Source organism: Zafaria sp. Z1313 (assembly GCF_050563205.1).
In the GTDB taxonomy this organism is placed as follows: domain Bacteria; phylum Actinomycetota; class Actinomycetes; order Actinomycetales; family Micrococcaceae; genus JAZDCJ01.
In genome coordinates this window covers 654606-681562 of record NZ_JBNWUK010000001.1, presented here as the reverse complement: position 1 = coordinate 681562, position 26957 = coordinate 654606, and the positions used below count along the sequence as shown (strand labels likewise).

The 26957-nt window shown below is 72.3% G+C and carries 24 protein-coding genes; 19 read left to right on the top strand and 5 right to left on the bottom strand.

Annotation, left to right across the window (positions count from 1 at the left end; all coding sequences use genetic code 11):
* Window positions 1-165 precede the first annotated feature (165 nt).
* A complete protein-coding gene (locus tag ACQ3I4_RS03110; protein WP_430632772.1) occupies window positions 166-2478 on the top strand; it encodes a RelA/SpoT family protein in 2313 nt (770 codons plus the stop codon).
* Between the two features lie 85 nt (window positions 2479-2563).
* Here ACQ3I4_RS03110 and ACQ3I4_RS03105 read toward each other — a convergent pair whose 3' ends face one another.
* Together ACQ3I4_RS03105 and ACQ3I4_RS03100 are read right to left on the bottom strand one after the other, a co-directional pair.
* Window positions 2564-3148, bottom strand: a complete 585-nt coding sequence (locus tag ACQ3I4_RS03105; RefSeq protein WP_329861350.1) for a type IV toxin-antitoxin system AbiEi family antitoxin — start codon at window positions 3146-3148, stop codon at window positions 2564-2566.
* Between the two features lie 110 nt (window positions 3149-3258).
* The gene (locus ACQ3I4_RS03100) at window positions 3259-4914 is read right to left on the bottom strand and encodes a DUF349 domain-containing protein (RefSeq protein WP_430632771.1); all 1656 of its coding nucleotides are present in this window, start codon (window positions 4912-4914) and stop codon (window positions 3259-3261) included.
* 233 nt (window positions 4915-5147) lie between these two features.
* On the opposite strand from ACQ3I4_RS03100, the gene hisS reads away from it, so the two are divergent.
* The gene (gene hisS / locus ACQ3I4_RS03095; RefSeq protein ID WP_430632770.1) at window positions 5148-6488 is read left to right on the top strand and encodes a histidine--tRNA ligase; all 1341 of its coding nucleotides are present in this window, start codon (window positions 5148-5150) and stop codon (window positions 6486-6488) included.
* On the opposite strand, the gene ACQ3I4_RS03090 is transcribed toward hisS, so the two are convergent.
* On the bottom strand, window positions 6485-7750 hold the full coding sequence (locus ACQ3I4_RS03090) for an APC family permease (RefSeq protein ID WP_329861353.1): 1266 nt from the start codon (window positions 7748-7750) through the stop codon (window positions 6485-6487). The two genes, hisS and ACQ3I4_RS03090, sit on opposite strands and share 4 nt — an antisense overlap.
* 214 nt (window positions 7751-7964) lie before the next feature.
* Here ACQ3I4_RS03090 and aspS point away from each other — a divergent pair, with 214 nt between their 5' ends.
* On the top strand, window positions 7965-9767 hold the full coding sequence (gene aspS, locus ACQ3I4_RS03085; RefSeq protein WP_430632769.1) for an aspartate--tRNA ligase: 1803 nt from the start codon (window positions 7965-7967) through the stop codon (window positions 9765-9767).
* Between the two features lie 367 nt (window positions 9768-10134).
* Here the strand turns inward: aspS and dtd are convergent, their stop codons facing one another.
* Complete coding sequence (dtd, locus tag ACQ3I4_RS03080; RefSeq protein ID WP_430632768.1) at window positions 10135-10572, bottom strand: D-aminoacyl-tRNA deacylase; 438 nt, start codon at window positions 10570-10572, stop codon at window positions 10135-10137.
* A 280-nt stretch (window positions 10573-10852) separates the two neighbouring features.
* Here dtd and ACQ3I4_RS03075 point away from each other — a divergent pair, with 280 nt between their 5' ends.
* The 14 genes from ACQ3I4_RS03075 (at window position 10853) to nusB (ending at window position 23919) form a co-directional block, all read left to right on the top strand.
* Entirely contained in the window at window positions 10853-12181 is a 1329-nt protein-coding gene (locus tag ACQ3I4_RS03075; protein ID WP_430632798.1) for a replication-associated recombination protein A, read from the top strand.
* 280 nt (window positions 12182-12461) lie between these two features.
* A complete protein-coding gene (gene rpsD, locus ACQ3I4_RS03070) occupies window positions 12462-13088 on the top strand; it encodes a 30S ribosomal protein S4 (protein WP_329861356.1) in 627 nt (208 codons plus the stop codon).
* 135 nt (window positions 13089-13223) lie between these two features.
* Window positions 13224-13595 carry a DUF948 domain-containing protein gene (locus tag ACQ3I4_RS03065; protein WP_329861358.1) on the top strand — a complete coding sequence of 124 codons (372 nt, stop codon included), beginning with the start codon at window positions 13224-13226 and terminating at the stop codon, window positions 13593-13595.
* Window positions 13596-13612: 17 nt separating this feature from the next.
* Window positions 13613-13861: a hypothetical protein gene (locus ACQ3I4_RS03060; protein ID WP_329861360.1), complete on the top strand. Its 249-nt coding sequence runs from the start codon at window positions 13613-13615 to the stop codon at window positions 13859-13861.
* A gap of 91 nt (window positions 13862-13952) precedes the next feature.
* Window positions 13953-16646 carry an alanine--tRNA ligase gene (gene alaS, locus ACQ3I4_RS03055; RefSeq protein WP_430632767.1) on the top strand — a complete coding sequence of 898 codons (2694 nt, stop codon included), beginning with the start codon at window positions 13953-13955 and terminating at the stop codon, window positions 16644-16646.
* Window positions 16647-16675: 29 nt separating this feature from the next.
* Entirely contained in the window at window positions 16676-17152 is a 477-nt protein-coding gene (ruvX, locus tag ACQ3I4_RS03050; RefSeq protein ID WP_430632766.1) for a Holliday junction resolvase RuvX, read from the top strand.
* A gap of 13 nt (window positions 17153-17165) precedes the next feature.
* Window positions 17166-18644 (top strand): endolytic transglycosylase MltG, encoded by a 1479-nt coding sequence (gene mltG, locus ACQ3I4_RS03045; RefSeq protein WP_430632765.1) that lies wholly within the window; start codon window positions 17166-17168, stop codon window positions 18642-18644.
* Entirely contained in the window at window positions 18641-19501 is an 861-nt protein-coding gene (locus ACQ3I4_RS03040) for a shikimate dehydrogenase family protein (protein WP_430632764.1), read from the top strand. The genes mltG and ACQ3I4_RS03040 overlap by 4 nt, the downstream gene beginning before the upstream one ends.
* A 26-nt stretch (window positions 19502-19527) precedes the next feature.
* Window positions 19528-20727 (top strand): chorismate synthase, encoded by a 1200-nt coding sequence (aroC, locus tag ACQ3I4_RS03035; protein WP_329861366.1) that lies wholly within the window; start codon window positions 19528-19530, stop codon window positions 20725-20727.
* A 29-nt stretch (window positions 20728-20756) separates the two neighbouring features.
* A complete protein-coding gene (locus ACQ3I4_RS03030) occupies window positions 20757-21266 on the top strand; it encodes a shikimate kinase (RefSeq protein WP_329861367.1) in 510 nt (169 codons plus the stop codon).
* Window positions 21263-22351: a 3-dehydroquinate synthase gene (gene aroB / locus ACQ3I4_RS03025; RefSeq protein WP_329861368.1), complete on the top strand. Its 1089-nt coding sequence runs from the start codon at window positions 21263-21265 to the stop codon at window positions 22349-22351. The genes ACQ3I4_RS03030 and aroB overlap by 4 nt, the downstream gene beginning before the upstream one ends.
* Before the next feature lie 3 nt (window positions 22352-22354).
* On the top strand, window positions 22355-22846 hold the full coding sequence (locus ACQ3I4_RS03020) for a tetratricopeptide repeat protein (RefSeq protein ID WP_430632763.1): 492 nt from the start codon (window positions 22355-22357) through the stop codon (window positions 22844-22846).
* A 102-nt stretch (window positions 22847-22948) separates the two neighbouring features.
* Window positions 22949-23512 (top strand): elongation factor P, encoded by a 564-nt coding sequence (gene efp / locus ACQ3I4_RS03015; protein ID WP_329861370.1) that lies wholly within the window; start codon window positions 22949-22951, stop codon window positions 23510-23512.
* Window positions 23509-23919, top strand: coding sequence for a transcription antitermination factor NusB (gene nusB, locus ACQ3I4_RS03010; protein ID WP_329861371.1), 411 nt, complete (start codon window positions 23509-23511; stop codon window positions 23917-23919). The genes efp and nusB overlap by 4 nt, the downstream gene beginning before the upstream one ends.
* Before the next feature lie 104 nt (window positions 23920-24023).
* Here nusB and ACQ3I4_RS03005 read toward each other — a convergent pair whose 3' ends face one another.
* Window positions 24024-25211, bottom strand: coding sequence for a PrsW family intramembrane metalloprotease (locus ACQ3I4_RS03005; RefSeq protein WP_430632762.1), 1188 nt, complete (start codon window positions 25209-25211; stop codon window positions 24024-24026).
* A gap of 117 nt (window positions 25212-25328) precedes the next feature.
* Between ACQ3I4_RS03005 and pyrR the strand changes: the two genes are divergently transcribed.
* Window positions 25329-25970 (top strand): bifunctional pyr operon transcriptional regulator/uracil phosphoribosyltransferase PyrR, encoded by a 642-nt coding sequence (gene pyrR, locus ACQ3I4_RS03000; RefSeq protein ID WP_430632761.1) that lies wholly within the window; start codon window positions 25329-25331, stop codon window positions 25968-25970.
* Complete coding sequence (locus tag ACQ3I4_RS02995) at window positions 25967-26935, top strand: aspartate carbamoyltransferase catalytic subunit (protein ID WP_430632760.1); 969 nt, start codon at window positions 25967-25969, stop codon at window positions 26933-26935. Before pyrR ends, ACQ3I4_RS02995 begins: the two co-directional genes overlap by 4 nt.
* The last annotated feature ends 22 nt before the right edge of the window (window positions 26936-26957 follow it).

The following is a 26957-nucleotide window of genomic DNA, read 5'->3' as shown; positions in this document are numbered from 1 at the left end:
GGGACGGCCCCTTCGCGGATCCGCCCCACCCGCCACGGTGCCGCCTCCGGCCCCGGCCGCGTGTCGCGCGGACGGGGCCGGAGCGCTGTCCGGGCCCGGTCCGGAGCACGCCGGGCGTGCAGTAATCTTGATGTACCCCGCACGCCGACCGGAGAGGGACCGCCCATGGCCGAACAGCCCGCCGCCCCCGTGCCGGTTCCCGGCGCCGGGAACCGCAACGGACCGGGACGGCGCGAGCGGACCATCTCCCGCCTCGCCCGGCTGGCCGGCCGCACGCCGTCCGGCCAGCCGCCGATCCTGGAACCGCTGCTGCGCACGGTGCGCGCCAACAGCCCCCGCGAGGCGCTGGACCTGATCACGCGGGCCTACGCCGTCGCCGAACGCTGCCACGAGGGCCAGAAGCGCAAGAGCGGCGATCCCTACATCACCCACCCCGTCGCCGTCGCGACGATCCTCGCCGAGATGGGCATGACGGGCACGACCCTCGCCGCCGCCCTGCTGCATGACACCGTCGAGGACACCGACTACTCCCTCCAGCAGCTCGGTCGCGAGTTCGGCACCGAGGTGGCCATGCTGGTCGACGGCGTCACCAAGCTGGACAAGGTCCAGTTCGGCGAGGCCGCGCAGGCGGAGACGGTGCGCAAGATGGTCGTGGCGATGTCCAAGGACATCCGCGTGCTGCTGATCAAGCTGGCCGACCGGCTGCACAACGCGCGAACGTGGCGCTACGTCTCGCCCGAGTCCAGCGCCAAGAAGGCCCGCGAGACGCTCGAGATCTTCGCGCCGCTGGCCCACCGCCTCGGCATGAACACGGTCAAGTGGGAGCTCGAGGACCTCTCCTTCGCCGCCCTGCACCCCAAGGTGTACGAGGAGATCGTGCGGATGGTGGGCGACCGCACGCCGGAGCGCGAGAAGTACCTGGCCACCGTGCGGGCCCAGATCGGCGACGACCTGCATCTGGCCCGCATCAAGGCGACGATCACGGGCCGCCCGAAGCACTACTACTCGATCTACCAGAAGATGATCGTGCGCGGCAAGGAGTTCGACGACATCCACGACCTCATGGGGGTCCGGGTCCTCGTCGACAGCGTGCGCGACTGCTACGCGACCCTCGGCGCCCTGCACGCGCGCTGGAACCCGCTGCCCGGCCGGTTCAAGGACTACATCGCGATGCCGAAGTTCAACATGTACCAGTCGCTGCATACCACCGTGATCGGACCGGGCGGCAAGCCGGTCGAGATCCAGATCCGCACGCACGACATGCACCGGCGCGCGGAGTACGGGGTGGCCGCCCACTGGAAGTACAAGAATCCGGGAGCCAAGGCCGAAGGCAGCGGCCCCGAGGGCTCCGACATGGGCTGGCTGCGGAGCCTCCTGGACTGGCAGCAAGAGACCCGGGATCCGGGCGAGTTCCTCGACTCCCTGCGGTTCGAGATCAACGCGGCCGAGGTCTTCGTCTTCACGCCCAAGGGCGAGGTCATGGCCCTGCCCGCGGGATCCACGCCCGTCGACTTCGCCTACTCGGTGCACACGGAGGTCGGCCACCGCACGATCGGCGCGCGGGTCAACGGCAAGCTCGTCCCGCTCAACAGCGAGCTCCACCACGGCGACTGGGTGGAGATCTTCACCTCCAAGGCCGAGGGCGCGGGTCCCAGCCAGGACTGGCAGGGCTTCGTCAAGAGCGCCCGCGCGCGGAACAAGATCCGCCAGTGGTTCACGAAGGAACGCCGCGAAGAGGCCATCGACAAGGGCAAGGACCTCCTGACCCGGGCGCTGCGCAAGAACAACCTGCCCCTGCAGAAGCTCATGACGCACGACACCCTGACGGCCGTCGCCCACGAGCTGCGCCACCAGGACATCACCGCGCTCTACGCCGCGGTCGGAGATGGCCACACCTCGGCGCAGAACGTGATCGAGCACCTGACGGCCCTGGTCGGCCCCGCGCAGGTCGAGGAGACGGAGTTCGACGAGACGCCCGTGACCTCGACGTCGCAGCGGCTCTCGACGTCGGATTCGGGCGTTGTGGTCAAGGGCGCGGGGGAGGTCCTGGCCAAGCTGGCCCGCTGTTGCAACCCCGTGCCGCCGGACGCCATCGAGGGCTTCGTGACCCGGGGATCCGGGGTCTCCGTGCACCGGGCGGACTGTACCAATCTGCTGGCCCTGGCCAACCAGAAGGAGCGCCTTGTCGACGTCGAGTGGGCACCGACCAAGACGAGCGTCTTCCTCGTCGAGATCCAGGTGGAGGCCCTCGACCGCAAGTCCCTCCTCTCCGACGTCACCCGCGTCCTCTCCGAGAACCACGTGAACATCCTCTCGGCCAGCGTGAACACGACCCGCAGCCGCACGGCGCTCTCCCGCTTCTCCTTCGAGATGGGCGACCCCAAGTACCTGCACCACGTGCTGAACGCCGTACGCCGTATCGACGGCGTCTACGACGTGTACCGCACGAGTTCCAATACTGGCCAGCGCCGCACCTGAGCCCGCGGTCCGCGCCCCCGGTCACTACGCCCGGTTGCCGGCCCCGGTCGGTGCGCCCTCCTTCCCATAGGGTCCGCCCGGCCTCCTACGCCACCTCCCGAAGCATCGAACGCACCAGTTCGATCGCCCTCGACTTGCCCGGACGCCGCACGAGCGATTCGAGCCGGCCCAACAGGTGGCCCGGGGGGCAGCCGAGCCCGGCCCGGTGGGTGATCCGGCTCAGAACGGCCCGTGCGGCCGATTCCTCCCCGAAGAGCGCGATGTCGACGGCCGTCCGCACGGGCGTCGTCACGGGCACGCCGCCCAGCAGCTCCGTGTCCCGGGCATCAGTCTCGGCCTCGTGGAGCCGCAGCGGCATCGTGTCCGCCGAGCGCGGGAGGCGGTGGAAGCGCCGCACGAGCACCTCGAGCTCCCCGGGCGGGGGAGCGCAGCCGTGGATCCACGCGGCGGTGAAGCGGCCCAGCGTCCCGGCCGGCACGCGCCCGGCCACGTGTGCCGCCGCCGCGGCCCGCACCTCGGGCGTGTCCGGAAGCCCCGCAGGCACGAGGGCGCCGGGCAGCACGGGCCGCAGCACGCCGTCGAGCACCATGGCCCCGAGCTCCGCGCGCGAGTGGCGCCCGTCGAGGCCGATGACGGAGGGGAGCGCGGAATCGTTCCAGGGGCTGTCCATGGCACCCACTGTTCCATCGGGCCCGGGAACGCGACAGGGGCGCCGCTTCCCTTGTGGAAAGCCGGCGCCCCTGTGAGGCGGCAGTGCCCGGCCCGTCGGCCGGGACCCCGCTACTGGAAGTCCTGCGCGGACCTCTGCAGCGTCTCGAGCCACGAGCGCCGGGCCTCAAGCGCCTCCTCGGCCGTGCGGATGGACCGCTCGTTGCCACCGGCACGGGCGGCCTCGAGCTCCGACTCGAGCTGCGCGATGGTGTCCTCGAGCTGGGTCAGCATGCTGTTCGTGCGCGCCTTGGTCTCGGGATTGGAACGGCGCCACTGCTCGTCCTCGGCGGAGCGCACGGCCTCCTCGACCTGGCGCAGCCCGCTCTCCATCCGCTGCATGTCGGCGCGCGGCACCTTGCCGGCCGCGTCCCAGCGGTCGCGGATCGAGTCGAGGGCCTTCTTCGCGGCGGCGAGGTCCTTGATCGGCAGGAGCGACTTCGCCTCGGCCAGGATCTGCTCCTTGACGGCGAGGTTCCCGGCGAACTCCTGGTCCAGGGCGTCGTTCGCGGCCTGCCGCGCGTTGAAGAAGACGTCCTGGGCGGCACGGAAGCGCGCCCAGAGGGCGTCGTCGTCCTTGCGGGACGCCCGCTTGGAGGCCTTCCACTCGTCCATGAGGCGGCGGTATTCGCCGGCAGTGTGGCCCCAGTCGGTCGAGCTCGAGAGCGCCTCGGCCCGTGCGATGAGGGCCTCCTTGGCGGCCTTGGCCTCCGAGTTGTCGGCATCGAGCTGGGAGAAGAAGGCGCGGCGGTGGCGGTCGAACGTCGTCCGCGCCGAACGGAAGCGCTTCCAGAGCGCGTCCTCGGTCGAGCGGCCGAGGCGGACGCCGTGCTTCTGCGCGCCCTTCCACTGCTCGAACAGCTCGTTCATCCGGTTGCTGCCCTGCTTCCACTGGACGTTCGCCGGATCCTTGGCGGCCAGTTCCTCGGCCTCGGCGACGATCGCCTCGCGGGCGGCGAGCTCCTGCGTCCGCTGCTCCTCGTGCGCCTTGCGCTCGGCGCGCTGCAGCTGGGCGACCTCGCCCCGGACGGTCTCGATCCGGGCCTCGAGGGCGGCGAGATCGCCGACCATTCCGCGCTCGGCGACCTGCTCGGCCAGGTGGTCCAGGGTCTTGGTCATGTCGCCGGCGGGCGCCTTGGCGGCGACGCGCTGCTCGAGCAGCAGGAGCTGACTCACGACGTCGTCGTGCTTGCGCACGAAGTAGGCGAGCGCCTCCTCGGGGCTCGCGTCGGGGTACTGGCCCACGGGGTGCTCTTCGCCGCCAATGAGGACGAACACATGGCCGTCCTCGGCAACGCGGGCGAACTTCGCGGCCTCGTCCAAGGGGGTGCTGTACGACGGCGGCGCAGGAACCACGGGTGCCGCGGGCTGGGCGGGGCGGTGGGCGACTGCGGCCGGCGACGGGACGCGTCCTCCCGGCTTCGGGCCGGGGACCGGGGCGGGGGACGGCGCGGGCGCCGGCTCCTCGGCCTGCGGCTCCCGCGCGGCAGGCTCCTCGGCCTGCGCCTTCGGCGTGGTCGGTTCCTCGGCCTGCGGCTCCTGCCCGGCAGGCTCCTCGCCCTGCGGCTCCTGCGATGCAGGCTCTTCGGGGGCGGCCGTCCCTCCCGGAGCTGCGGCCTCGGCGGGCCGGGCTTCCACGGTGTCGTCCTGCGCCTGCACGTCGTCGTGCTCGGTGGCCTCGGCCGGTGCGGACTGGATCTGGTCGTCGGATTGCTGACTGGTGGTCACCGCTGGAACTCTTTCACTCGACTCGGTCCCGGACGGCTTCCGGGACCCCTGTGGTACTCCGGCCACTTTACCGAGTTGCCACCCTCACAGGTAGTTGCGTGGCGGGGGGCTTCGCGGCACGGCCGCCACCGCCCCTAGAATGGGGCAGTCGCGGCCCCATCACGTCCCGGGGCCGCCGGGCGCGCCGCCGCACCGCGGGCCGCCCCGCACCGACCACAAGGAGTGGAACACCCATGGCACGCAAGGCCTCCCTGTCCGGCTTCCCCGAATGGCTTCCCGCGGAGCGACTCGTGGAGCTGCACGTCCTGGACACGCTGCGGAGGACCTTCGAGCTGCACGGCTTCTCCAATTTGGAGACCCGGGCCGTCGAGACCGTGGGCCAGCTCCTGCGCAAGGGCGAGATCGACAAGGAGGTCTACGGGCTCAGCCGCCTCCAGGACGCCGCGGCCTCGGCGCAGGACCCGTCCGCCCTCGCCCTGCACTTCGACCTCACCGTCCCGTTCGCCCGCTACGTCGTGGAGAACGCCGGCCACCTGGCCTTCCCGTTCCGCCGCTACCAGATCCAGAAGGTCTGGCGGGGCGAGCGCCCGCAGGACGGCCGCTTCCGCGAGTTCACCCAGGCAGACATCGACGTGGTCGGCGACGGCAGGCTGCCCTTCCGCTACGACGTCGAGCTGGCCCTCGTCATCGCCGAGGCCCTCGAGGCCCTGCCGATCGGGCCGTTCACGGTCCGCGTGAACAACCGCAAGCTCGCCGAGGGCTTCTACCTGGGCCTCGGCCTGGAGGACACCGCGGGCGTCCTGCGCAGCATCGACAAGCTCGAGAAGATCGGGGCCGCGAAGGTCAAGGAGCTCCTCGCGAGCGAGCTCGGCGCCACGTCGGAGCAGGCGGACGCCGCGCTGGCGCTCGCCGCGATCCGTACCGAGGACGCCTCGTTCGTGGAACGGGTACGCGCCCTCGGCGTCGAGCACCCGCTCCTCGACGAGGGCCTCGCCGAGCTGGCCGAGGTCCTGCAAGCCGCGTCCCGCCGCGCCCCGGGGCGCGTCGTCGCCGACCTGAGCATCGCGCGCGGACTCGACTACTACACGGGCACCGTCTACGAGACGGTCCTGACGGGCCACGAGCAGCTCGGATCGATCTGCTCGGGCGGCCGCTACGAGTCCCTCGCGTCCAAGGGCAGCCGGACCTTCCCCGGGGTCGGCCTCTCGATCGGCGTCAGCCGGCTCGTCTCGCGGCTCCTCGCCGACGGATCCGTGGCGGCCTCCCGGGAAGTCCCGACGGCGGTCCTCGTCGCCCTCGCGAACGACGACTCCTGGTCCGACGCGCAGGACGTCGCCGCCGCGCTCCGCTCCCGCGGGATTCCCGTGGAGGTCGCGGCGAGCGCCGAGAAGTTCGGCAAGCAGATCAAGTACGCGGACCGCCGCGGCATCCCCTACGTCTGGTTCACCGGGGCCGGGGGTTCGCACGAGGTCAAGGACATCCGCTCCGGCGACCAGGTCCCGGCCGACCCGGCCACCTGGATGCCGCCGGCCGCCGACCTGAACCCGCGCGTGGAGGCGGTCGACGCCAGCTAGCCGCGGCCGCTCCGCTCCTGCCCCGTACGCCGCCGGACGGCCGCCTGCGCGACGGCCCGCCCGGCGGCGCCGACGGCGAAGACCGCGATCATCACGGCAGCGCTCGGACCGGGAACGCTCGCGGCGAGGACCAGGCAGGCCGCGAAGCCCGCGGCGTTGAGCCACCGCGGGCTGTACCACGGGCGTCCGGCCAGCGTGAACGCCGCCGCGTTCGCGACCGCGTAGTAGACGAGCACGCCGAAGCTCGAGAAGCCGACGAGGATCGTCAGCTCGCCGGTGAGCAGGACGGCGACGACGAGGACCGCGCAGGCGAGCTCGGCCGCCCACGGCGCCCCGTGCCGGTCGCCGACGCGAGCGAGGACGCGCGGAAGCTCGCCGTCGCGCGCCATGGCCAGGGTCGTCCGCGACATCCCCGCGAGCAGCGCCAGGAGCGATCCGAGGCACGCGAGGGCCGCCGCGGCCCCGACGACCCATCCCGCGAGCCCCACGTGCGCGCCGAGGGCGAGCACCGGCGTCGTACTGGCCGCCAGGGCCCCGAGGCCGAGCCCGTGGACGAGCGCCAGGCAGAGCGCGCCGTAGAGGAGGAGCGTCGCCGCGAGCGCCAAGAGGACCGCACGCGGGATGGTGCGACGGGGATCCCGGACCTCCTCGCCGAGCGTGGCGATCCGCGCGTAGCCAGCGAACGCGAAGAAGAACAGCGCGGCGGCCTGCGCCGTCCCCGCCGCGGTTCCCGCCGGCCCCGCGGCCACGGGCTCCGCCGCGGGACGCGCGAACGCGGCGGCGCAAGCGAACGCGAGGACGCCCAGGACCGGAAGCAGGAGCAGGCGGGCCGCCCCGGCCGTGCGGTTGACGCCGAGCACGTTCACCCCGGCCAGGACGGCCACGGCCCCGACGGCCAGCGGCACGGCGAAGCCCGGGGCAGCGTACAGGCCGAACGTGTACGCCATCGCGGCGCAGGACGCGCTCTTGCCTGTGAGGAACCCCCAGCCGGCGAGGAAGCCGGGCCACGGGCCGAGCTGCCGACGCCCGTAGAGGTAGGCGCCTCCGGCCTCGGGGTGCCGGCTCGCGAGGGCCGCGACGGCCAGGGCGTTCGCCGAGGCGACGGCGGCCGCGAGGAGCAGCGCCGCCCAGAGGAGCGGTCCGGCGGCCGCCGCCGCGGGTCCGGGGACGACGAAGACGCCCGCGCCGACCATCGAGGCGACGCCGAGGACGACGGCGGACGGGAGCCCGAGCGGGCGCCGCTCGGCGGGGGATGGGGGCACGTCTCGACTCCAGCCTGGTTGGGGTGCCTCACCGGCACGTGGGGGCGCTGCGGGGAGCCGCCGCGGAGCGGCCGACGGGCCGTCCCCCGCCGGGCGGAGGGGCGGCGCGTCCGCACGCGGCACGGCAGACCGGTAAACTCGTTCGGGATTGATCAAACCATGCGGAAGTGAACGCCACGGCGCCGTCCGCATTCCCCTTTCGGAAAGGACCACAGTGCTGCGCACCCACGACCTGGGAACCCTCAGGGCCGAGCACATTGGACAGACCGTCACCCTGGCAGGGTGGGTGGCCCGCCGCCGCGACCACGGCGGAGTCGCCTTCCTCGACCTGCGTGACGCCTCGGGCGTGGCACAGATCGTCGTCCGCGACGAGGCCGACTTCCACGCGCTGCGCAACGAGTTCGTCCTCCAGGTCACCGGCACGGTGGAGCGCCGCCCCGAGGGCAACGAGAACCCCGCGCTCGGCACCGGAGAGGTCGAGGTGATCGCCGAGACGGTCACCGTGCTGAACACGGCGGCCCCGCTGCCGTTCCAGGTCGACGAGCACGTCGAGGTCGGCGAGGAGGCGCGCCTGCGCCACCGCTACCTCGACCTGCGCCGGCCCCAGCCGAACGCCAACATCCGCCTGCGCTCGGAGGCCAACCGGGTGGCGCGCGAGCTGCTGCACACCGAGGGCTACGTCGAGATCGAGACGCCGACCCTGACGCGGTCCACGCCCGAGGGCGCCCGCGACTTCCTGGTCCCGGCCCGCCTGGCGCCCGGATCCTGGTACGCGCTGCCGCAGTCCCCGCAGCTGTTCAAGCAGCTCCTCCAGGTCGGCGGCTTCGAGAAGTACTACCAGATCGCCCGCTGCTACCGCGACGAGGACTACCGCGCGGACCGCCAGCCGGAGTTCACGCAGCTGGACATCGAGGCCAGCTTCGTGGAGCAGGACGACGTCATCGAGCTGGGCGAGAAGATCGTCGCCGCGCTGTGGCGCCTGATCGACGTCGAGATCCCCACCCCGATCCGCCGCATGACCTACGCCGAGGCCATGGAGAAGTACGGCTCGGACAAGCCGGACCTGCGCTTCGGCCTCGAGCTGACGGAGCTGACCGGGTTCTTCAAGGACACCACGTTCCGCGTCTTCCAGGCCCCGTACGTCGGCGCCGTCGTCATGCCCGGAGGGGCCTCGCAGCCGCGTCGTACGCTCGACGCCTGGCAGGAGTGGGCCAAGCAGCGCGGCGCCAAGGGCCTCGCCTACGTCCTGGTCCAGGAGTCCGGAGAGCTCACGGGCCCCGTGGCCAAGAACCTCACCGACTTCGAGCGCGAGAACCTGGCCTCGACCGTGGGCGCGGCCCCGGGCGACTGCATCTTCTTCGCCGCGGGCGAGGCGCGCGAGGCGCGGGCCCTGCTCGGCGCGGCCCGGGTCGAGATCGGGCACCGCACCGGACTCGTCCAGGACGGCGACTGGGCGTTCGTGTGGGTCGTCGACGCTCCGATGTTCGAGCCCGCCGCGGCCGCCGTGGCCTCCGGCGACGTGGCCGTCGGCTCCGGCCAGTGGACCGCCGTGCACCACGCCTTCACCTCGCCGCGCCCGGAGTTCCTGGACACGTTCGACCAGGACCCGGAGAGCGCGCTGTCCTACGCCTACGACATCGTCTGCAACGGCAACGAGATCGGCGGCGGCTCGATCCGCATCCACCAGCGCGATGTCCAGGAGCGCGTGTTCAAGCTCATGGGCCTGGACCAGGAAGCCGCCCAGACGAAGTTCGGCTTCCTGCTCGAGGGCTTCAAGTACGGCGCCCCGCCGCACGGCGGCATCGCGTTCGGCTGGGACCGCGTCGTTCAGCTGCTCACCGGATCGGACTCGATCCGCGACGTCATCGCCTTCCCGAAGACCGGCGGCGGCTTCGACCCGCTGACGGCCGCGCCCGCCCCGATCACCGCGCAGCAGCGCAAGGAGGCCGGCGTGGACGCCAAGCCGGAGCCGAAGAAGGCCGACACGGCGAAGGAGGCGGCCCCGGCCGCCCCGTAGCCCGCACACCGCACGACGGCGGGGCCCGCACCTGGGGTGTGGGCCCCGCCGTCGTCCGCCCTCCCGTCCCGTGCGCCGCCCACTTCACGTCTTCTCGGCGAAACAGCCCGCCGCCCACTTCACGTCGTCTCGGCGAAACAGCCCGCCGCCCACTTCACGTCTTCTCGGCGAAACAGTCGGCCGGCCACGACTTCACGAGGTAGACCCCATGAAGTGGCCGGGGAGTGGCGCCCTCGCCCAGTTGACGTGAACTGGGCACGACGTGGCCGGGCGGATGGTTTCGCGCGATGAGTGTGGGACCGGCCGGGCGGATGGGTTCGTGCGTTGGGTGGGGGACCGGTCTGGCCGGCCCGGCGGGGCCGGCCCGCTAGCCGGGCAGCTCGTCCGTGTCCACGATCAGGGTGAACGGACCGCTGTTGGTCGAGGAGACCTCCATCATGGCGCCGAAGACCCCGGTCTCCACGTGGGCTCCCAGGCGCCGCAGGGCGGCCACGAACTCCTCGTAGAGCGGTTCCGAGAGCTCGCGTCCCGCGGCCCGGGTCCACGAGGGGCGTCGCCCCTTGCGGACGTCGCCGTAGAGCGTGAACTGGCTGACGACGAGGAGCGGGGATCCGGTCTGCGCGCACGACGCCTCGTCCTCCAGCATCCGCAGGTTCCACAACTTGGCCGCCAGCAGTTCGGCCTCCCGCCGGGTATCCGTCGTGGCGACGCCCAGCAGCACGAGCAGTCCGGAGCCGATCGAGCCGACCGACGCGCCGTCGACCACCACCGAGGCCGAACTGACGCGCTGTGCGATGGCCTTCATGGGAGCCTCCTGGATCGGGCCGCGACCAGGCGGCGTGTGCTGGGTCCGGCGGCCGGGGAGGTGCGCGCCGTGGGGAACTCTACCGTCCGGACCCCGGGCCGGCGCGGTACCGCGCCGACGATGGTCCACCGGGGGACCGTGCTGGCCGGGCCCCGGGATCGGCCGGCGGTCCAACGGCCGATAGGCTGGTGCGGTGGATGACTTGCTGAGCGGACTCGACGCGCCCGAGCCGGAGGAGGACGAGGGCCGCGCCCGGCCTCGGCCCCCGCTCGCGGTGCGCATGCGGCCCCGGACCCTCGAGGAGCTCGTGGGCCAGCAGCACCTGCTCAAGCCGGGATCGCCCCTGCGCCAGCTCGCCGGAAACGCGCAGACGGGCCCCGCCGGCCCGTCCAGCATCATCCTGTGGGGTCCCCCCGGAACGGGCAAGACGACGCTGGCCCACGTGATCGCCCGGGGCCCTGGCCGCACGTTCGTGGAGCTGTCCGCGATCACCGCCGGCGTCAAGGACGTCCGCCGGGTCATGGACCAGGCCCTGTCCGACCGGGATCTGCGCGGCATCACCACGGTGCTCTTCCTCGACGAGATCCACCGCTTCAACAAGGCCCAGCAGGATGCGCTGCTGCCCGGCGTGGAGAACCGCTGGGTCGTGCTCGTCGCAGCCACGACCGAGAACCCGTCCTTCTCCGTCGTCGCGCCGCTCCTGTCCCGTTCGCTGCTTCTGACCCTGCAGCCCCTCGAGGAAGGGGACATCCAGGCCCTGCTCGAGCGCGCCGTCGAGGACGAACGCGGGCTCGCCGGGACCGTCGACGTGGAGCCGGAGGCCCTCGAGCACCTCATCCGCATGGCCGGGGGAGACGCCCGCCGCTCCCTCACGGCGCTCGAGGCCGCCGCCGGCGTGGCATGGGGGGAGTCCGACGGCGGTGCCGACGCCCGCGTCCGGCTCACCACCGCGCATGCCGAGCGGGCCATGGACGTCGCCGTCCAGCGCTACGACCGCGCCGGCGACCAGCACTACGACGTCGTCAGCGCGTTCATCAAGTCCATCCGCGGCTCCGACGTCGACGCCGCGCTGCACTACCTGGCCAAGATGATCGAGGCGGGGGAGGACCCCCGGTTCATCGCCCGGCGGCTCGTGATCAGCGCGTCGGAGGACATCGGCCTGGCGGATCCGACGGCGCTCCAGACGGCCGTCGCCGCCGCGCAGGCCGTCCAGCTCATCGGCATGCCGGAGGGCCGGATCATCCTGGGGCACGCGACCGTGCACCTGGCCACGGCCCCCAAGTCGAACGCCGCCTACAACGGCCTGAACTCCGCCATCGCCGACGTCCGCGCCGGCAAGGGGCGCGGCATCCCCTCCCACCTGCGCGACGCGCACTATCCCGGGGCCCGGCAACTGGGCCACGGCAAGGGCTACGTGTACTCGCACGACGCCCCCCACGGCGTGGCCGAGCAGCAGTACCCCCCGGACGACCTCGTCGGCCGGGACTACTACGTGCCGACGGGCAACGGCTCCGAACGCGCGGTCGCCGAGCGACTGGAGCGGCTACGGGGCATCATCCGGGGCCCGCAACCGCAGCGGGCGAAGGACGGGGAACGCCGCGCCCCCTGACGGACCGGGCCGGCAGCCGGGGCTTCGTGCCGGGCTCCCGCCTCCTGGGCGGCGCGCCGCCCCGGGTCAGACCACCCGCTGCCGGCGCGACATGCGGTGGAGCGCGGTACGGTGCTAGGATTGATCCTTGGCCGGCAAGCCGCCCCTCCTTTCACGCCCGGATCCTTCCGCGGCCGCGGAGCGGAGCGCGCTGCAGCACGACGGGAAGCGGCTTCCCGACACTCTCCATCCCGGAGGCCGGGCCACAACGACAGCCGCCGATACACACGAAGGACACTACGTGAGCACCAATACCCGTGCCCGCCGCAAGGTTCGCATCTCGCGCGCCCTCGGCATCGCACTGACCCCCAAGGCCGAGAAGTACATGGAGCGCCGCCCGTACGGCCCCGGACAGCACGGCCGCGCCCGCAAGAAGCAGGACAGCGACTACGCGGTGCGCCTGCGCGAGAAGCAGCGTCTGCGCGCCCAGTACGGCATCCGCGAGGCCCAGATGACCCGCGTCTTCGAAGAGGCCCGCCGCACCGCCGGCCTGACCGGTGAGAACCTCATCGAGCTGCTCGAGATGCGCCTCGACGCGCTCGTGCTGCGCGCCGGCTTCGCCCGCACCATCTCGCAGGCCCGCCAGCTCGTCGTGCACCGCCACATCTGCGTCGACGGCAAGCGCGTCGACCGCCCGTCGTTCCGTGTCGCCGAGGGCCAGCTCATCCACGTGCACGAGCGCTCCGAGACCATGGTCCCCTTCCAGGTCGCAGCCGCCGGCGCCCACCGTGACGTCCTCCCGGCCGTCCCGGGCTACCTGGACGTCAAGCTGGAGGCCCTGCAGGCCCGCCTCGTGCGCCGCCCGAAGCGCTCCGAGGTCCCCGTGACCTGCGAAGAGAACCTCGTCGTCGAGTACTACGCCCGCTGATCCCACCGGATCAGAGGCGCGGCCACCCGCCGACCACCACAGAGCCCGCGGCCTTCGTGCCGCGGGCTCTGTGGCATCCGGGAACCTTAGGTAGTGTTGGGTAGCGTTGCAGCCACCGAAACGAGGAGCATAGTCATGACCGGGTCCGACATCGCCGGCCTCATCGCCGCCGGCGTCTTCGCCGTGCTGGTGGCCCTGCTGGCCATTCCCGTCTGGAAGCTGGGCAAGGTGTTCGACGAGCTGCGGACCGCCGTCCGGGAGCTCTCCGACGGCACGAGCCCGCTGCTCGAGGAGGTCACCACGACCGTGGCCACCACCAACCACCAGTTGCGCAAGGTCGACGGGATCACGAGCAACGTCTCGGACGCGTCCGCGAACATCACCGCCTTGTCCTCGCTCTTCGCTTCCGTCCTGGGCCGGCCGCTCATCAAGGTCGCCGCCTTCAGCCACGGCGTCCGCTCCGCCATGAACCACAAGCCGTCCGGCAAGGGCCGGCGCAGCCGCTAACCAGGAAGGCCACACGCATGTTGAAGAAGCTCTTCTGGGTCGGCGTCGGCGTCGGCATCGGCGCGCTCGCGTTCAAGAAGCTCGGAGAGGTCCGCGACGCGGCGAGCCAGGACGGCCTGAACCGTGCCGTCGGACGCGCCTCCGACGCCGTCGCCGAGACGCTCGCGGCGTTCCGCGACGGCATGGCCGGCCGCGAGGCCGAGCTGTACGAGGCCCTCGGCCTCGCCGACGCGGGCGAGGCGTCCCGGCAGCGCCCCCGCCCCTAGCCCCCCCCGGCCGCGAACCGCGGCCCTCCGCGCCGGCAACGCCGGCGGCCCCACCCCCGTGACACCGTTCCTCGAAGGGATCACCCACATCATGAAATCGCAGGACATCGCCCGCCGCTGGGTCGAGTTCTTCACCGCCAAGGGCCACACCCACGTCCCGAGCGCCTCGCTGGTCTCGAGCGACCCGTCCCTGCTCTTCACCGTGGCCGGCATGGTCCCCTTCATTCCCTACCTCACCGCCCGCGAGGCGGCCCCCTACCCGCGCGCCGTGAGCATCCAGAAGTGCATCCGCACGGGCGACATCGACGAGGTCGGCAAGACCGTCCGCCACGGCACCTTCTTCCAGATGGCCGGCAACTTCTCCTTCGGCGACTACTTCAAGGAAGAGGCCATCACCTACGCCTGGGAGCTGCTCACGGCACCCCAGGCCGATGGCGGATTCGGGCTCGACGCCGAGCGGCTCTGGGTCACGGTGTACGAGGACGGCGACGAGCGCGACGACGAGGCGCGCGCGATCTGGCGGGACAAGGTCGGCGTCCCCGAGGAGCGCATCATCGGCACGGGCAAGGCGGACAACTACTGGAGCACGGGGCAGCCCGGGCCCGGCGGCCCCTGCTCCGAGATCTACTACGACCGCGGCCCCGAGTACGGGATCGAGGGCGGCCCCGCCGTCGACGAGACCCGGTACATCGAGATCTGGAACCTCGTGTTCATGCAGTACCAGCTCTCCGCCGTGCGCTCCAAGACCGACTTCGACGTCGCGGGCGAACTGCCGCAGAAGAACATCGACACCGGCCTGGGCCTGGAGCGCCTTGCCATGATCCTCCAGGGCGTCGAGAACATGTACGAGACGGACCAGGTCCGCCCCGTGCTGGACAAGGCCGCCGAGCTCTCCGGCAGGGAGTACACGAGCACCGAGGACCCGGCCGATCCGCACCACACCGACGACGTCCGCCTGCGCGTCGTCGCCGACCACGTCCGCTCGGCGCTCATGCTCATCTCCGACGGCGTCGTCCCCTCCAACGAGGGCCGCGGCTACGTCCTGCGCCGCCTCATCCGCCGCGCGGTGCGTGCCATGCGCCTGCTCGGCGTCGACGACGCGGTGCTGCCCGAGCTGCTCCCCGCCTCGCGCGACGCCATGAAGGGCGTCTACCCGGTGGTGGAGGAGGACTTCGCCCGGATCAGCCGGATCGCGTACGCCGAGGAGAAGGCCTTCCTGCACACGATCGCCTCCGGAACGGCCCGTCTCGAGGAGGCCGTGCGCCAGTCGCGCACCGCCGGGACCGCGCTCTCCGGCGAAGACGCGTTCGCGCTCCACGACACCTACGGCTTCCCGATCGACCTGACGCTCGAGATCGCCGCCGAGGCGGGCCTCGCCGTCGACGAGACGCGCTTCCGCGACCTCATGGGAGAACAGCGCCAGCGCGCCCGCCAGGACGCCAAGGCCAAGAAGGCCGGCCATGCGGACCTGACGGTGTTCAACCGCCTCCAGGCCGACGGCGGCAGCGTCTTCACGGGCTACGACGAGCTGAGCACCGAGAGCACCGTGCGCGGCATCGTGCGCGCCGGGGAGCTCGTCGACTTCGCCACCCAGGGCGAGGAGATCGACCTGGTCCTGCGCGAGACCCCGTTCTACGCGGAGGCCGGCGGGCAGGCGGCCGACGTCGGCCTCATCACGGGCGACGGCTTCGTCGTCGAGGTCCTCGACGTCCAGGCTCCCGTCAAGGGGCTGAGCGTGCACCGCGCCGTCGTGCGCGAGGGCGAGCTGCCGTCGTCCGCCACCGTGCTGGCCGAGGTCGACCGCGAGCGCCGGCACTCGGGGGAGCAGGCGCACTCCGGAACGCACATCATCCATGCCGCGCTCCACGAGATCCTCGGCCCCGAGGCGCTCCAGAGCGGATCGTTCAACAAGGCCGGCTACCTGCGCTTCGACTTCACGTGGGCCGAGGGCATCTCCGCGGCCGCGCGCAGCGAGATCGAGGAGGTCTCCAACCTCGCGATCCGGAACAACCACCCGGTCCGCACCACCGTCATGCCGCTCGCCGAGGCCCGTCAGCTCGGGGCGATGAGCCTCTTCGGCGAGAAGTACGGCGAGACGGTCCGCGTCGTGGAGATCGACGGCGCCTGGTCGCGCGAGCTCTGCGGCGGCACCCACGTCGACTCGACCTCGAAGATCGGCACCCTCACCCTGCTGGGCGAGCAGTCCGTCGGCTCCGGCAACCGCCGCGTCGAGGCGCTCGTCGGCATGGAGGCCTTCCGCCACGGGGCCGCCGAGCGCGCCCTCGTGGGCGAGCTGTCGGAGATGTTCCGCGTTCCGTCGAACCAGCTGTCCGAGCGCATCCAGTCCACCGTCGCCAAGCTGCGCGCCGCCGAGAAGGAGATCGAGCGCCTGCGCCGCGAACAGCTCGCGGCACGGGCGGGGCAGCTCCTCGCCTCGGCCGTGGACGTCTCGGGCATCCGCGTCCTGGCGCACGACGCCGGCGAGGTCGGCTCCGCGGACGACCTGCGCTCGCTTGCGCTGGACCTGCGCTCGCGCCTCGGCGCGGGGGCCAACGTGGTGGCCCTCGCCGGAGTCTCCGGCGGCCGCCCGCTCGTGCTCGTCGCGACGACGGAAGAGGCCCGTGACGCCGGGCTCAAGGCGGGCGCGCTGGTCCGCACGGCCGCCGGCATCCTCGGCGGAGGCGGTGGCGGGAAGGACGACGTCGCCCAGGGCGGCGGCCAGGACGCGACCCGCGTGGACGACGCCCTCCAGGCGATCGTCCGCCAGATCGCGGAGCGGTCCTGAACGGCGTCGAACGCGGCGTCCGGCTCGGTGTGGACGTCGGCCAGGTGCGCGTCGGGGTCGCCGTCTGCGACCCCGACGGCCTCGTGGCAACGCCATTGAGGACGCTCACGCGCGATGCCAAGAAGGATTCCGACCTCCGGATCCTCGCCGGGATCGTCCGTGAACGCGAGGCCCTCACCGTCTACGTGGGGCTGCCGCAGTCGCTCGGCGGCGGCGAGACGGCCTCGACCCGCATGGCCAGGGACTACGCGGCGAAGCTCGCGGGCCTGCTCGCCCGCTCCGGCGCGGCCGCCGGGGTCCGCCTCGTCGACGAGCGGCTGACCACGGTGACGGCCCACCGCTCGCTGCGCGATGCGGGGCTCGACGGACGCAAACACCGCGGGGTCGTTGACCAGGTCGCCGCAGCCGCTATTCTTCAACATGCCCTGAATATGGAAAAATCGCTCCAACGGGACGTGGGGGTCGCCGTGGATCATGACGAACGTCCGGCAACGGACACCGACTAAAGGACGGCTGCCGGTGAACGACACGCATCCCGAACCCCCCGCGCGGGAACCCCGCCGCCGGGCCGAGGATCCAGCCCCGACAGAAGCCGTCGGCGACGGGCCTCCCTTCCGCCGCCTGCGCAGCGGGCGGCGCCGCAGCGAGCCCACGGCCCCGTTCGATGCCGAAGGCGTGTCGGCCGGCACCGATCCCGCACCACGGCAGCCTGCGGCTCCCGCACCCCGGCAGGAGCACCGCGGCGCCACGGCCGAGTCCCACGACCCCGGTCATCCGGAGTCACACGACGGGTCCGCGGCGGCTGACGTCGACGCGCCCGCGGGGGAGCACGTCGGGGAATCCACGGGCGAGCACTACGACGAGTACACCGACGTCGAGCCCGACGAGGCCGAACTGTACGCGGAGGAGACCGCGGCCGCGGGCACCATCCGCAAGCAGCGCCGCCGGCGGCGGAACATCGTCATGCTCGTGGTGCTGGGGATCTTCGCCGTCGCCGTGGCCGCGATCGTCCTGTTCCTGCAGACCCTGCTCGGCCCCGGCGAGCCCGAGGACTTCGCCGGTCCGGGGGAAGGCGAGGTCACCTTCACCGTCGAGCCCGGATGGGGTCCCATCCAAATCGGCGACAAGCTCGTGGAAGAGGAGATCGTCGCGAGCCGTACCCTCTTCCTGGCCGCGATCCAGGAGGTCGAGGCGGAGAACCGCGAGATCCACCCGGGGGAGTACCAGCTCCAGCGCCGGATGCCGGCCCTCGAGGTCGCCCAGTCGATGATCGGCACGGGCGGCGAGAAGGTGCACTACGTGGCCTTGCGGCAGAACATGCGCACCGGCGCCGTCTTCGAGGAGATCAACAAGGCCACGGGCCTCGACGTCGCCGAGCTCGAGGCGCTGAACGAGCAGCCGGAGGCCTTCGGCATCACGGGGCCCGCGACGACGCTCGAGGGCTACCTCCACCCGGGGGAGTACCGCTTCCCGCTCGAGACCGATGCCCAAGGCGTCCTGCAGCTCCTCGTGGACGCCACGCTCGAGGAGCTCACCTCGCAGGGCGTCTCCGACCCGGAGGAGCAGTACCGGGTCCTGAAGATCGCCAGCATCCTGCAGGCGGAGGCCCGGCCCAAGGACTACCCCGTCGTCGCCGGCGCCATCGAGAACCGGCTCCGTCCCGGGAACACGGAGACCAACGGCCTGCTCCAGGTCGACTCCTCCGTCATCTACGGCCTGGGCCGCTATTCGCTCCAGTTCACGGAGGCCGAGAAGAACGACGCGGACAACGCGTACAACACCTACGTGCACCCTGGGCTGCCGCCGACCCCCATCGGCTCGCCCGCCCACTCGGCCATCGAGGCGGCGATCAACCCGGAGGAGAACGACTTCTACTACTGGGTCACGGTGGACACGACGACGGGCGAGACGAAGTTCGCCTCGACCTACGCCGAACACCGCGTCTACCAGGAGGAATTCCGCCAGTGGTGCGCGGCCAATCCGGACATCTGCAAGTGAGCGGGGCCCGCGCGGCCGTCGTCGGACAGCCGATCGGGCACTCGAGGTCACCGGTCCTGCACCGGGCGGCCTACGCCCATCTGGGCCTGCCGATCGGCTACGACGCCATCGACGCAGGCGTCCCCGACGCGGCCGAGCTCGCGGCACGGCTGCGCGGAGAGGCCGGATGGCGGGGGCTCTCGGTGACGATGCCCCTCAAGCACGCCCTCGTGCCGCACATGGACTCCGTCTCGGACCGGGTCCGGAGGCTGGGCGCCCTCAACACGGTCGTCGTCCGCCCCGGAACCGGCGGCCCCTCGCTCCACGGCGAGAACACGGACGTCGACGGGATCGTCCGCGCGCTCGGCGTGGAGCCGGATCCCGGCCTGCGCATCGGCGTCCTGGGTGCCGGCGGCACGGCGGCCGCGGCCGCCGAGGCGGCGGCGGCCCTCGGGGCGGCCGCCATCGACTTCGTCGTGCGCGACACGGGCCGGGCGGCCGATGCCGTCGGGCTCGCCCGGGGCCTCGGGCTGTCCTCCGAGGCGATCGGCACCCCGGAGGCCTCCGAGCGCCTGCCGGGCTACGGCGTCGTCATCTCCACCCTCCCGCCCGGCGCGGCGGATCCCTGGTCCGAGGCCCTGCCGCTGCAGGCCATGGGGCACGGTTCCGTCCTCCTCGACGTCGCGTACGATCCATGGCCCAGCCGCCTCGCCACGGCCTGGGCGGCGGCCGGCGGCCGCGTCGTCGACGGCTTGGAAATGCTCCTGCACCAGGCCGTGGAGCAGGTCCTCCTGTTCACGGGCACGGACCCCGGGCGGCGCACCGAGGTCACAAACGTGATGTATGACGCGGTGGGCCTGCCCCGCCCCGTCCGTTGAGCGCGGCACGTGGCAGTATGGAGGGCATGTTGCGTTGGTTGACGGCGGGCGAGTCCCATGGCCCCGCCCTGGTAGGAATCCTCGAGGGGCTGCCGGCTGGCATCCCGCTCACCACCTCGGACGTGCAGGCGGCCCTGGCCCGCCGGCGGCTCGGCTACGGCCGCGGCGCCCGCATGAAGTTCGAGCAGGACCAGGTCCGGTTCGTCGGCGGCGTCCGCCACGGCCTGACCCAGGGCGGTCCCGTGGCCATCGAGGTCGGCAACACCGAGTGGCCCAAGTGGGAGCAGGTCATGGCGGCCGATCCCGTCGATCCGGAGATCCTCGAGAACCTCGCCCGCAACGCGCCCCTCACGCGGCCGCGGCCCGGCCACGCCGACTTCACCGGCATGCAGAAGTACGGCTTCGACGAGGCCCGACCCGTCCTCGAGCGGGCCAGCGCCCGCGAGACCGCCGCGCGCGTCGCCCTGGGCACCGCCGCGGCCCGCTTCCTCGGCGAGCTCGGCATCGAGCTCGTGAGCCACACCGTGGCCGTCGGCAGCGTCGCGGTGCCCGAGGGCACCCCCGTGCCCGTCCCGAGCGACGTCGTCGCGCTCGACAACGACCCCCTGCGCTGCCTGGACCGCGAGACCTCCGACGCCATGGTCGTCGAGGTCGACGGCGCCCACAAGGACGGCGAGACCCTCGGCGGCGTCGTCGAGGTCCTCGCCTACGGCCTGCCACCGGGCCTCGGCTCCTACGTCCACTGGGACCGCCGCCTCGATGCGCGCCTGGCCGCCGCCCTCATGGGCATCCAGGCCATCAAGGGCGTGGAGGTCGGCGACGGCTTCCTCACCGCGGCACGCCGGGGTTCCGCCGCGCACGACGAGATCGTCCGCGACGAGGACGGCGTGATCCAGCGCTCGAGCAACCGCGCCGGAGGGATCGAGGGCGGCATGAGCATCGGCGAGGTGCTGCGCGTGCGCGCGGCCATGAAGCCCATCGCCACGGTCCCGCGCGCCCTGAAGACCATCGACGTCTCCAGCGGCGAGGACGCGACGGCGCACCACCAGCGCTCGGACGTCTGCGCCGTCCCGGCCGCCGGCGTCGTCGCGGAGGCCATGGTCGCGCTCGTCCTGGCCCAGGCCGTGCTGGAGAAGTTCGGCGGAGACTCGGTGGCCGAGACCGCCCGCAACATCCGGTCCTTCACCGACGCCATTCCCGAGGCATTGGGGACGGTTCGCTCCTGATGCCGGGCGGGATCTTTCTGATCGGCGCCATGGCCAGCGGCAAGACGGCCGTCGGGCGCGAACTGGCGCGGCGCCTGCGCACGCGGTTCCTGGACACCGACGCGCTCGTCGTCGACGCCCACGGCCCCATCCCGGAGATCTTCGCGGCGCACGGGGAACCGGGCTTCCGCGACTACGAGTCGGAGGCGCTCCTCGAGGCGGCGGAGCGCACGGACAGGGGCGGGGGCGTCGTGGCCACGGGCGGCGGCGCCGTCCTCTCGCCCGGGAACCGGGAGCTGCTCAAGGGGCGGTTCACGGTCTACCTGTCCTCCGACGCCGAGACGGTCCTGCCGCGCATCAGCAATCCGTCCACCCGCCCGCTGCTCGCCGGGGACCCCGTGCAGCGCTGGCTCGAGATCTACGAGGTCCGCCGGCCGTTCTACGCCGAATGCGCCACCCTCGTCGTCGATGCCCGCGAGGGCACCCCCGCGCAGATCGCCGCGCAGATCGCCGACGCCTACCGGCGCCGCACGTCCACTCCTGGAGGCACCACCGCATGAGCACCGAGACCATCATCCCCGTGACCGGCAGCACGCCGTCCGCCTGCTACGACGTCGTCGTGGGCCGAGGCCTGCTGGGCCGGCTCCCGGGCCTGCTCGGCGAACGCGTCCGCAAGGTCCTCGTGATCCACCCGCGTGCGCTGCGCAGCACGGGCGACGCGGTCAAGGCGGACCTCGACGCGGCCGGCTACCAGGGGATCACCGCCGAGATCCCCGACGCCGAGGAGGGCAAGCACATCCAGGTCGCGGCCTTCTGCTGGCAGGTCCTCGGCCAGAACGACTTCACGCGCTCCGACGCCGTCATCGCCGTCGGCGGAGGGGCCGTCACGGACCTGGCGGGATTCGTCGCGGCCACGTGGCTGCGCGGCGTCAAGGTCATCCACCTGCCGACGAGCCTGCTCGGCATGGTCGACGCGTCCGTCGGCGGCAAGACGGGCATCAACACGGCGGAGGGCAAGAACCTCGTCGGCTCCTTCCACCCGCCCGCCGCGGTCCTGGCCGACCTCGACGCCCTGCGCACGCTCCCGCGCAACGAGCTCGTCACGGGCCTGGCCGAGTCCGTGAAGTGCGGCTTCATCGCCGATCCCGCCATCCTGGACCTCATCGAGGCCTCGCCCGAGGCCGCCGTGGATCCCGAGGGCCCCGTGTTGCGGGAGATCATCGAGCGGTCCATCCGCGTCAAGGCCGACGTCGTCTCCGAGGACCTCACGGAAAAGGGCCGCCGGGAGATCCTCAACTACGGCCACACGCTCGGACACGCGATCGAGCTCGCCGAGCGCTATTCGATGCGCCACGGAGCCGCCGTGTCGATCGGCATGGTCTTCGCCGCCGAGCTCTCGCGCTCCGTCGGCCGGCTCTCCGAGGCCGTCGCCGACCGGCACACCTCGGTCCTGAACGCGCTGGGGCTGCCCACGAGCTACCGCCGGGACCGATGGTCGGCCCTGCTGGACGGCATGCGGCGGGACAAGAAGGCACGCGGGGACCTCCTGCGCTTCGTGGTCCTCGACGACCTGGCCCGCCCGGGGATCCTCGACGTCCCGGACACCTCGCTCCTCTTCGCCGCCTACCAGGACATCGCGGAGTAGGCCGTGGACTGGATCGAGACCGGGATGCCCGGCATCAAGCGGGACCCCGGGACCCTCCTGCCCGTCATCGTGGACGATGAGCTCGCCGACGGCCTTCTCGCGGGCGACGACCCCTGCGACGCCGTCGTCGTCCTGATCGTCCGCGGCGAGCACCATGCGGCCGCCGAGCTCGTCGCCGAGACGCGCCTCAAGGAGCCGCAGAACATCCGGATGCGGATGCTGGATGCCGATCTCGTCCGGGCCACGGGGCACCACGAGCGCTCCATCCGCCGTCTGCGCAGCCTGCTCGACGAGTTCGCCGGGACGTCCCACGAGGCCATGCTGAACCAGTACCTGGGGATCCTCTACTACACGACGGGCGACTTCAAGGCCGCCGTCGCGCGCTTCCGCGCCGCGCTCGAGCTGCACACGGCCGCAGGGGCCCTGCCGCGCCGCGTCGAGCTCGCCCGCCGTTCCCTCGAGGCGGCCGAGGGACGCCTGGCCGCCGTGCGGTAGACTGGTCCATGGTTTTTTGACAATCGAGCCCTCCGCGGGCAGCGGACGGCCCCGGTTCCGGCACGTCCGGCACGGGGCGGGCGCCAACAGGGAAGAGTAGCCGTGGCCACCACGAACGACATCAAGAACGGAACGGTCCTGAAGCTGGAGGGCCAGCTGTGGAACGTCGTCGAGTTCCAGCACGTCAAGCCGGGCAAGGGCGGCGCGTTCGTGCGCACCAAGCTGCGCAACATCCTCTCCGGCAAGCTCGTGGACAAGACCTTCAACGCGGGCCTCAAGATCGAGACCGCCACCGTCGACCGCCGCGACTACCAGTACCTGTACCAGGACGGCGAGGACTACGTGTTCATGGACAACACGGACTACGACCAGATCACGGTCCCCGCGTCCGTCGTCGGCGACGCCGCGAACTTCATGCTGGAGACCCAGACCGCGACCATCGCGATGCACGAGGGCTCCCCGCTCTACATCGAGCTCCCGCCGTCCGTGGTCCTCGAGATCACCTACACGGAGCCGGGCCTGCAGGGCGACCGCTCCTCCGCGGGCACGAAGCCGGCCACGCTGGAGACCGGGTACGAGATCCAGGTTCCGCTCTTCGTCGAGCAGAACATCAAGGTCAAGGTCGACACCCGCACCGGCGACTACCTGGGCCGAGTCTCGGAGTGAGCGCCCGCGCCAAGGCCCGCCGCCGGGCTCTGGACATCCTCTTCGAAGCGGAGCAGCGCGACGTCTCCCCGCTCGCGGCGATGCGCCTGCGCCGGGAGTCCACGGACATCGTCATCAACGAGTACACGGTCACGCTCATCGAGGGCGTCATGGGCCAGCTCGACCGGATCGACGAGATCCTCGGGACGTACGCGCGCGGCTGGACCCTGGACCGCATGCCGTCCGTCGACCGGACGATCCTGCGCGTCGGGGCCTGGGAGCTGCTCTTCAACGACGACGTCCCGGACGCCGTCGCCGTCTCGGAGGCCGTCGCGCTGGCGAAGATGCTCTCCACGGACGAGTCGCCCGAGTTCATCAACGGCCTGCTGGGCCGCATCCAGCAGCTGAAGCCCACGCTGCTGGCCTGAGCCGGCTCCCGCGTCCATCCCACGGCCCGCCGTCCTCCCCGTCCAGGGGACGACGGCGGGCCGTCGCCGTCCCGGGGCGTGCGGCCCGGCGCGCCCGGGCGTGATCAGCGCCCGGCCGCGAGCAGTCCCAGCAGCTCGCCGCGCTGGCTCAGGGAGGCCTCCAGCAGGCGGTGCTCCTCGGCCCGGTCCCGCTCCGGGTGGTGTCCGCGCAGGATCCGGTGCCGGACGGCGGCCAGCCGTAGCGCCGTCGTCGTGAACGCGCGCATCTGCCGGTGCGCTCCGCGCCCGCGCGCCCAGGCGGCGGCCGCGCGGCGGCCCGGACCCGTCGCCAACATGGCGACCTCCTGCTCGGTGAACCAGCCGGCGCGGGCGTAGTCGCCGAGGCGTTCCTCGGTGAGCCGGCGTTCGCTGCGGCGCAGCATCCACACCGCGGCGATCGAGGCCAGGAACAGGGGGACCTGGAGGAGGAAGTAGAAGCTGAAGAAGTCCTCGAAGAACAGGGCCAGGCCGCCGTTCCAGAGGAAGTGTCCCGCCGTGGCCGGGGCGAGACCCAGCAGGAAGTAGGCGGGCCAGGCGCGGCGCCGCCCGCGCGAGGCCGCCATCCCGAGCGCGAACCCGGTCCAGGCCGTGAACAGCACGTGCGCGAAGGGCGACATGAGGCCCCGCAGGACGAACACTGCGGCGAGCTCCGCCCCGCCCTCGGCCCGCGCCCCCGAGAAGTAGAGGATGTTTTCCGTGAAGGCGAAACCGGCCCCGACGAGCCCCCCGTAGACGATCCCGTCGACGGGGCCGTCGAAGTGGGACCTGGCCAGCCAGAACACGAGCAGCAGGCCGAGGCCCTTGGCGAGCTCCTCGGTGACGGGGGCCAGGACCACGGCCGAGGCGAGCTCGGCGTCGAGCCCGGGCGCGGCGGCGGAGAGGAGCCAGGACGCGGGAAGGTTCAGGGCGAGGGTGACGACGACGGACGCGCCGGCGCCCCACAGCAGCGCGAGCGCCGCGAAGGACTTGGGCTCGGGGTCCCAGCGGTCCACCCACCACAGGCCGGTGAGGCAGATCCCAAGGGGGACGAGCGCCGCGAGTCCGACGGCGGCAAAGGAGGAGGACCCCAGGCTGGAGGCGAGGACGAGCGCGACGGCGACGAGGACGACGGTGCAGGCGACGACGGCCAGGACCGTCCCCGTCCCGGTCGGCACACGGTGCCGCGGGGGACCGGACCAGACGGAAGCGGCGGGCTGCCGGGCCGGCTCGACGGGCGCGCCCCCCGGGCCGACGGGATGTGGCGGAAAGCTCATGTCCACCAGCCTAGGGCCACCGTCACGCAGGCCCTGTGGCGGGGTGCGCTGTGGTAGCTTGGACGCGTCAGTCACCCTTTAAGTTCCGTCCCGTGAGGCGGGAAAGGAGGCGGCATCATGGATTCAGAAGACGCCACGCCGCGTCGCGACGCCACTGCGCCGAACCACACCACCGGTACCGGGGATTCCCCCGTGTCCCCAGCAGCCCGGACCGTCCTGTCCGGGGCCGACATCGAACGGGTGCTCACCCGGATCGCCCACGAGATCATCGAAGCCAACAAGGGCACCCAGGACCTCCTGCTGCTCGGCATCCCGCGCCGCGGCTTCCCCCTCGCCCAGCGCCTCGCCGCCCGCATCGCGACGACCGTGGACGGTCTCGACCCCGCCTCGATCGTGGGCCAGCTCGACATCACGATGTACCGCGACGACCTCCGCCACGGCACGTCCCGCACGCCCGCGCCGACGCTCCTGCCGCCCGGCGGCATCGACGGCAAGACCGTCGTGCTCGTCGACGACGTCCTGTACTCGGGACGCACCATCCGCGCCGCCCTCGACGCCCTGGCGGACATCGGCCGGCCCCGCATCGTGCGTCTCGCCGTCCTCGTGGACCGCGGCCACCGCGAACTGCCCATCCGGGCCGACCACGTGGGCAAGAACCTGCCCACGGCGACGAGCGAGAAGGTCCGGGTCCGCGTCGGAGAGGTCGACGCCCTCGACGGCGTGCCCGTCAACGACGTCGTGATCGAGGCCGGCGCATGAAGCACCTGCTGTCCACGCTCGACCTGGCCCGCGAGGACGCCGTGCGGATCCTCGACATCGCCGAGGAGATGGCCGCCGTCGGCACCCGGGAGATCAAGAAGCTCCCGGCCCTGCGCGGACGCACGGTCGTGAACCTGTTCTTCGAGGACTCCACGCGCACGCGCATCTCCTTCGAGGCCGCGGCCAAGCGCCTCTCGGCCGACGTCATCAACTTCGCCGCCAAGGGCTCCTCCGTCTCGAAGGGGGAATCGCTCAAGGACACCGTCCAGACGCTCGAGGCGATCGGCGCGGACGCCGTCGTCATCCGCCACTGGGCCTCCGGCGCGCCGGCCCGGCTCGCCGCGACCGACTGGATCTCGGCGTCCGTCGTGAACGCGGGCGACGGGACGCACGAGCACCCCACGCAGGCCCTGCTCGACGCGTTCACGCTGCGCCGGCACTGGGCCAGCGTCACCGGGGGGCCCTCGCTCGGCGGGGACCTGCGCGGCATGAGGGTCGTGATCGTCGGCGACGTCCTCCACTCGCGCGTGGCCCGGTCCAACCTCTGGCTCCTGCGCACGCTCGGCGCCGAGGTCGTGCTCGTGGCGCCGCCCACGCTGCTGCCCGTCGGCGCGGAAGCCTGGCCCTGCACCATCAGCTACGACCTCGACGCGGCCCTGGCCGCCGGACCGGACGCCGTCATGATGCTGCGCGTGCAGGGCGAGCGGATGAACGCGTCGTTCTTCCCGAGCACCCGGGAGTACTCCCGCCGCTGGGGTCTGGACGACGTCCGCGTCGCCGGGCTCGACGAGCGCGGCCACGCCGATACCGTCATCCTGCATCCGGGCCCGATGAACCGCGGCCTGGAGATCTCCTCCGCAGCCGCGGACTCTGCCCGTTCGACCGTCCTGCAGCAGGTCAGCAACGGCGTCGCCGTCCGCATGGCCGTGCTGTACCTGCTGCTCTCCGGCGAGAAGCGCGGATAAGCCACACCACCATGGAGAAGCC

Excerpts from the sequence above, each read along its gene's own strand:
- ACQ3I4_RS03110 (WP_430632772.1), top strand. The coding sequence starts at position 166 with ATGGCCGAACAGCCCGCCGCCCCCGTGCCGGTTCCCGGCGCCGGGAAC.
- ACQ3I4_RS03105 (WP_329861350.1), bottom strand. The coding sequence starts at position 3,148 with ATGGACAGCCCCTGGAACGATTCCGCGCTCCCCTCCGTCATCGGCCTC.
- hisS (WP_430632770.1), top strand. The coding sequence starts at position 5,148 with ATGGCACGCAAGGCCTCCCTGTCCGGCTTCCCCGAATGGCTTCCCGCG.
- dtd (WP_430632768.1), bottom strand. The coding sequence starts at position 10,572 with ATGAAGGCCATCGCACAGCGCGTCAGTTCGGCCTCGGTGGTGGTCGAC.
- ACQ3I4_RS03075 (WP_430632798.1), top strand. The coding sequence starts at position 10,853 with ATGCGGCCCCGGACCCTCGAGGAGCTCGTGGGCCAGCAGCACCTGCTC.
- ACQ3I4_RS03065 (WP_329861358.1), top strand. The coding sequence starts at position 13,224 with ATGACCGGGTCCGACATCGCCGGCCTCATCGCCGCCGGCGTCTTCGCC.
- ACQ3I4_RS03060 (WP_329861360.1), top strand. The coding sequence starts at position 13,613 with ATGTTGAAGAAGCTCTTCTGGGTCGGCGTCGGCGTCGGCATCGGCGCG.
- alaS (WP_430632767.1), top strand. The coding sequence starts at position 13,953 with ATGAAATCGCAGGACATCGCCCGCCGCTGGGTCGAGTTCTTCACCGCC.
- aroC (WP_329861366.1), top strand. The coding sequence starts at position 19,528 with ATGTTGCGTTGGTTGACGGCGGGCGAGTCCCATGGCCCCGCCCTGGTA.
- ACQ3I4_RS03030 (WP_329861367.1), top strand. The coding sequence starts at position 20,757 with ATGGCCAGCGGCAAGACGGCCGTCGGGCGCGAACTGGCGCGGCGCCTG.
- aroB (WP_329861368.1), top strand. The coding sequence starts at position 21,263 with ATGAGCACCGAGACCATCATCCCCGTGACCGGCAGCACGCCGTCCGCC.
- ACQ3I4_RS03005 (WP_430632762.1), bottom strand. The coding sequence starts at position 25,211 with ATGAGCTTTCCGCCACATCCCGTCGGCCCGGGGGGCGCGCCCGTCGAG.
- pyrR (WP_430632761.1), top strand. The coding sequence starts at position 25,329 with ATGGATTCAGAAGACGCCACGCCGCGTCGCGACGCCACTGCGCCGAAC.
- ACQ3I4_RS02995 (WP_430632760.1), top strand. The coding sequence starts at position 25,967 with ATGAAGCACCTGCTGTCCACGCTCGACCTGGCCCGCGAGGACGCCGTG.